Genomic DNA, 5340 nt, shown 5'->3' with positions numbered 1-5340 from the left:
CCTCCGCATGGGAAACAGCTGCATCGTCGCAGCCCGGCGCCGGCCGGCCAACATGTTTTCTCGTCCGCCGGGGGAATGCCACCTCCCACCGTCGTTGAGCATCAACGCAGCGCGGCACGTGCCGGCCGCCGTGACTGACGACGGCAATCGGCTCACTGGGTGTTCAAATTCCCGGTGTGCTGTGATGCCTCCCGAAGTTGTGAACATCTGCTGTCCGTTCTCGTGAACGAAGCCACCAGGCCGCACGGCAGTCGCGTCGGGCAGGGCGGCGCAGACCGCGGCGCCGTCCAGAGTGTGCTGGGGGAAGCGCGGTGGACGGTCGCGGTGGCGGACCGGGAGCGCGGGAGACGAGGCGGGGGTCGATGCCGAGGCCCCTGGTCACGCAGGATCTCGGCGTGGCGGGCCCGATGCCGTGCAGGGCCCTGCCCGGCGGAGGGTGGGTGAGAGGTCAGTCGGCGATGTCGACGCCGAAGCCGCGGGCCAAGGCGGCCAGTTGGTGGTCGTACCCCTGGCCGACCGCGCGGACGCGCCAACCCGGGCCACGCCGATAGACCTCGGCGAGCAGCAGCGTGCGTTCGGTGGTCGCGGCGTCCAGGGTGGCCTGGGCCACGGCTCGCGCGCCGGTTCCCTGGACGACGGTGATCTCGATGGCTCCGGCATGGGCGAACGTCGCGGGTCCGTCGGTGGCAGCGGCGATGACGATTTTACGGACGGCGTCGGGAAGAGCGGTCAGGTCCGCTGTGACGGCTTGTTCACTGGGGCCGTCGGTGGTCAGGCGCACGGTCGCGTCGGGGCTTTCGGGTGCCCCGTAGAAGACGAAGTCCTCGTCGCAGGAGACCTGTTCGTCCTCGTCGAGAACGAAGGCGACCACGTCGATCTCGCAGCTGATCTGATGGCCCCAGCTTGCAGTGACCGTCCATGTTCCGGCGCCGTCGTGTGCGGCCGGCAGGTCGAAAACGCCACCGCGGGGAAGGATCTGGACATCGGCCGGGTCGGTCGTCTCCACCTCTCGGGCGGTGCCCGATGGTGACGTGAGCGTGGTGAGCCAGTCGGCGTCGTGGACCGGCAGGCCGCGTGCCGTGATGTGGGGCATGCGGCGGTCCCCGGCCCCGTCGGCCAGGAGGATCACGTCCGTGACGCCGGCGGAGAGGTTGACGGCGGCGGCTCCGCCCAGCTCCGCGATGCGGGTGCGCAGCGCCGACGCGTGGTCGTGGGGGCCGCCCAGCACCAGGATCCGGCGCCCGGACAGCGGTGCGGCAGTGGCTGGGCGGTCGGTGCGCCGCTGGGCGGGTACGGACGGTGCCGGCGGCGCCGGGTTCGCGTGGGCGGTACCGGGCTGCACGCCGGCGAGCAGGCCGAGAAAGGCCTCCTCGGTGATCACGGGCACGTCCGCACTGCGTGCAGCACGGAACTTGGCACTGTCGGAGTCGGTCTCGTCGGTGACCAGCACGCTGGTGTGACGGCTGACCGAGCCCATCACGTTCAGGCCTGCCGCGACGGAGCGCGCGACGAGTTCCTCCCGGGAGGCGCGCGTGTCACCGGTGAAGGCGACCTTCATGCCCTGCACCAGCGGGGCTCCGGGCGCGAGCCGACCGGGGTTACGGTGCGCGCAGGGGGTCTTCGGCACCCTGGGCGGATACCCCGACCCCTGCTTGGGCGGGCACGCCACCAAGGGCAGTGCAAGGCCCAGCTCCCCAGCCGCGGACAAGGAGCCGCGCAGGATGCCGGCGAGCACCCGGGCGTCGTCCAGGGCGTCGTGCGCCCGCTGCTGCGGCACTTTGTAGTGGGCGGCCAGCGAGGCCAGCTTCAGATCGTCGGTGGGCGGCGCGACCCGCCGGTTCAGCGCGAGCGTGCACATCCGCTGCGAGACGGGCAGCCACGAACGGGCCCGGGCGAACTCGCGCGCGAGGAACTCGTAGTCGAACTGGGCGTTGTGCGCCACCATCACCCGGCCGGCCAGCAGTGTCCCGATGTGCTCGGCGACCTCCTCGAACGCCGGCGCGCCGCGCAGTCGCTCCGTCGTGAGGCCGTGGATGTGCACCGGGCCGGGATCACAGCCCGGATCCAGCAGTGTGGAGAACTCCTCCACCAGTTTCCCCGCCGTGTCCAGTGTCAGCACCGCCACCGACAAGACCCGGTGCACGTACGGCCTCAGACCCGATGTTTCCACGTCCACGACTGCCCACCCGGTAGCTCCGGACACGGCGTTGAACACATCAGCGGAAACCGGCACCCCATTCATGCCGGTCAGCATCCCCTGTCCCGCCCCACCGCTCAAAATCCTGCGACCTCGGCCTCATCCGAGGAGCCTCAGTCGGTGGCGTTCGCACCGGGGCTCCCGACGCACGGAGCACAGAACATGCCACGGAACATGGCGGCCCGCGCGGCGCGATCCGGGCTGAGCCCGAGGAGTGGAGCGGGAGGATATTCACCGCTTGCGCCGTCTCCGGCGAGATCGGTTCTCCAGTTCGATGCGATGCGGTTCAGGCGCTCACTGCAAGATCTGAGCGGTCCGAGCCGACGAGAGCCAGCTGGGGAACTCCTGCAGCAGCCGGTCGTAGAGGAGATCGTCGCGTACGGTGCGCGGATCACGGCCGGCGTGGAAGAAGCCTGCGTTGTCGACGATGCGATGTCTGGGTACGGCCAGGTCGTCGAGACGGCGGAGAAAGGCGAACTCGTTGTCGTCGGGGTCGCCGAACCCGATGAACTGCCAGAACAGCGGTAGGCGCGCAGCTTTGCACAGGTAGCGTTCGGCGGCGGACTTGCTGGTGGGCCCGCCGTCGGTCTGGAAGATCACCAGGGCTGGGGCGTCACTGCCGGAAGCCAGGTAGTGGTCGATGACCTCGTCCATGGCCCAGTGGTAGTTCGTCCGTCCCATGTGGCCGAGGTTCTCGTGCAGCTTGTTGACGCGGCCACGATGCCCTCCGAGTCTGAGGTCGGTGGGCCCGTCGACGTCGGTGGAGAAGAACACCACCGGTACCGTGCCGTCGTCATCGAGGTGCGCGGACAAGGAGAGGACCTGCTCACCGAGATGCTGCATGGTGCCGTCCTTGTAGTAGGGCCGCATCGAGCCTGAGCGGTCCAGCACGAGATGCACGGCAGCACGCACCCCCTCGAGACCGTGCGCGCGCACGCTGGACCCGGCCGCCTTGTAGAGGCTCACCAGATCCGGGGCCTGTGCCTGCATCTTGGACAGGCTGATTGCCGGGGCCTCGTTCTGAACCCTGCCCATGGTCACCACTCCTGTGTCGCGCAACACCCTCATCATCTCGGTCGAGGCGGTACCACAAGGAAGAGTTCTCCACCCGGTCCCTGACCGGTGCGCCCCAGGTCAACGGCCCGACCGCCCGGAAGGGGTGGCCGTCGGTGCTGGCGGATGTCCACGTCGCCCTCCTGTCCGGTCCGGCACCCCCGGTGTGCGCTCGCAGGTGCTCTCGTCGCCGGCCCGGCCCATTTCGCGGTCATTCGGCTGCTGCCGTCAGGTGAGAGAAGGTCGATCCGGCTGGGTCCTTGCGGACGTGGAGGCGGTGGGTGATGCGGCGGCGCAGTTCGGGGACGTGGCTGATGAGCGATCCGGGTCCGGGATCACTCCCACGGACACCGAGTCGTCTCGTACCGCGCTGAGTCAGCCGCCGAACTCTCGTGCCTCATCGGCAGCCGGTCCCACGGCATCGATCTTCATGAGGCGGCTGGCGATGGCCCCTTCGTTTCGGCCGAACTCCTGTGCCAGTTGCGCCAGTAGCACTCCCTGGGCGCAGCGAGCGGCAAGGTCCTTTTCGTCCTGGTCGGTCCAGGGCGTGTACGCGTTGGGATGGGTCTTGCGTTTCTCCTCCACCGTGTAGGCCTTGGGCTGCTTCGGTGTTGTCTCGGTGGGCTGGGTGGGCACGAGGTCTGCAGGGTAGGGGGCGAGTTTGAGTCCATGGAGCTTCCAGCGGATGGAGTTCTCGCTTCGCCCGAGGTCAGAGGCTAATTGTTGGAGACTGCTGCCTGCGCGGTGGGCGTCCCGCAGATGCTGCTCGGCCTCGGTCGTCCACGCGGCCCCAGGGTGGGCGGCTTTTCTATTCACGCTGGCCGCAGTGGTGGCCGGGGGCTGGGAGCGGGGCGGTTCGGGGGCGGGGCAGGTACTTGCTGCGACGGTGATGAGGCGGCCGATGTCGCTGAGGTCGCGGGGGTCCAGTTCGCCGGTGAGCTCGCCGTGGATGATGCCGTCGGACGAGCAGACGAGGATGGTCAGTTCCATCCTGCCGTCTTGTGTCGGTTCGGCGGTCAGGCAGTAGCGGCGGTGCGGGTCGCCGAATTCCAGCTTCACGCCGGGCGCCGCGGGACGGGGGTGCGGCTGGGCCGGGAGGCTGGTGGGGGCAGGGGGAAGCTGGTAGGCGGGGGCCAGCAGCTCGTGTACGCGCCAGGACGCCGGCACGCTCTCACCGTTGTCGAGTCGGTAGGAGGTCTGGCCGGCCTCCACATCGCAGGCCGCGTAAAGGACGTAGAGCCTGTGGCCGGCGAACAGACAGGTCTGTCCCTGTGGCCCGAGCGGGACGGTCAGGGTGCCTGCACCAGGTACGGGATCGAGGACGACGGCGTCCGGGTCGCCGTGCCAGGAGCCGTCTTCGTCACGGAAGGCGTAGATGAGGGTCAACCGTGGATCCTTTCGCGGGGAGATCGATTCGCCGGGGCAAGGTGTGCCGTCCTCGCCCCGAAGCGGTCTGCGTCGTGCGCCTGAGCCTGTGCCTTCGCGGTCGGGACGCTCGCTTCTTCGGTGGCGAGGAGGCGGTCGAGGACTGCGTCGTGTTCCTGGCAGACGACGCGGCAACCTGTGCAGGGCTCGGCCCAACTCTGTCCTGCTGTGGGCGGGTGGCAGTGCACCGATGGGGACGGCTGAGGGTGTGCTTCGCGTCGTGTGGACGATGGTGGCGTCCATGGCCACGAGCTCGGCACCGTAGAGCTGGTGCACTGTGACGGCGATCTGGAGGCCTGCGGTGTCGAGGTCGCCGGCGTAGCGCACTGGGATCCCTTGGTCCACGGCGAGTTGGAAGAGGGCGTGGTCGACGGCGCGCAGCTGTCCGCTGGTGCAGGCCATGGGCAGGGTGCTGGCGCGGGCGAGGGCTTCTTCCAGGCTCGGGCTCAGGCAGCGGGTCGTGGTAGCCGATGGTCTTCAACTGCGCGGCAATGCCGGACAGCGTCGACATCGGCCCACGAGTGGGCAACTCCTCTAATGCGGCCAACAGCGCAAGATGGCGCTCGCACACTAGTGCCGCGGCAGGCAACGTTTGCCCGTCAAGGAGCGGCGCCCGGTGCGTGCTCTCGGTGTGCCGGCCGGAAGTCCTCGTACTGGATGTACTT

General features: G+C 69.1%; 3 protein-coding genes and 1 pseudogene. All 4 read right to left on the bottom strand.

Annotation, left to right across the window (positions count from 1 at the left end; all coding sequences use genetic code 11):
- Positions 1-448: 448 nt before the first annotated feature.
- Positions 449-2242, bottom strand: a complete 1794-nt coding sequence (locus ACFWBT_RS41560) for a DEDDh family exonuclease (RefSeq protein WP_385709606.1) — start codon at positions 2240-2242, stop codon at positions 449-451.
- A gap of 249 nt (positions 2243-2491) precedes the next feature.
- Positions 2492-3232, bottom strand: a complete 741-nt coding sequence (locus ACFWBT_RS41555) for a vWA domain-containing protein (protein WP_385709604.1) — start codon at positions 3230-3232, stop codon at positions 2492-2494.
- A gap of 393 nt (positions 3233-3625) precedes the next feature.
- Entirely contained in the window at positions 3626-4636 is a 1011-nt protein-coding gene (locus ACFWBT_RS41550) for a hypothetical protein (RefSeq protein ID WP_385709601.1), read from the bottom strand.
- A gap of 276 nt (positions 4637-4912) precedes the next feature.
- Positions 4913-5113, bottom strand: a pseudogene (locus ACFWBT_RS41545) (DUF2399 domain-containing protein); the annotation flags it as partial.
- Between the last annotated feature and the right edge of the window lie 227 nt (positions 5114-5340).

Origin of the sequence: Streptomyces sp. NPDC060027 (genome assembly GCF_042737005.1) — a bacterium.
In the GTDB taxonomy this organism is placed as follows: domain Bacteria; phylum Actinomycetota; class Actinomycetes; order Streptomycetales; family Streptomycetaceae; genus Streptomyces.
Note: the sequence above shows the minus strand (reverse complement) of the source record. Positions and strands in the feature narration are given on the sequence as shown.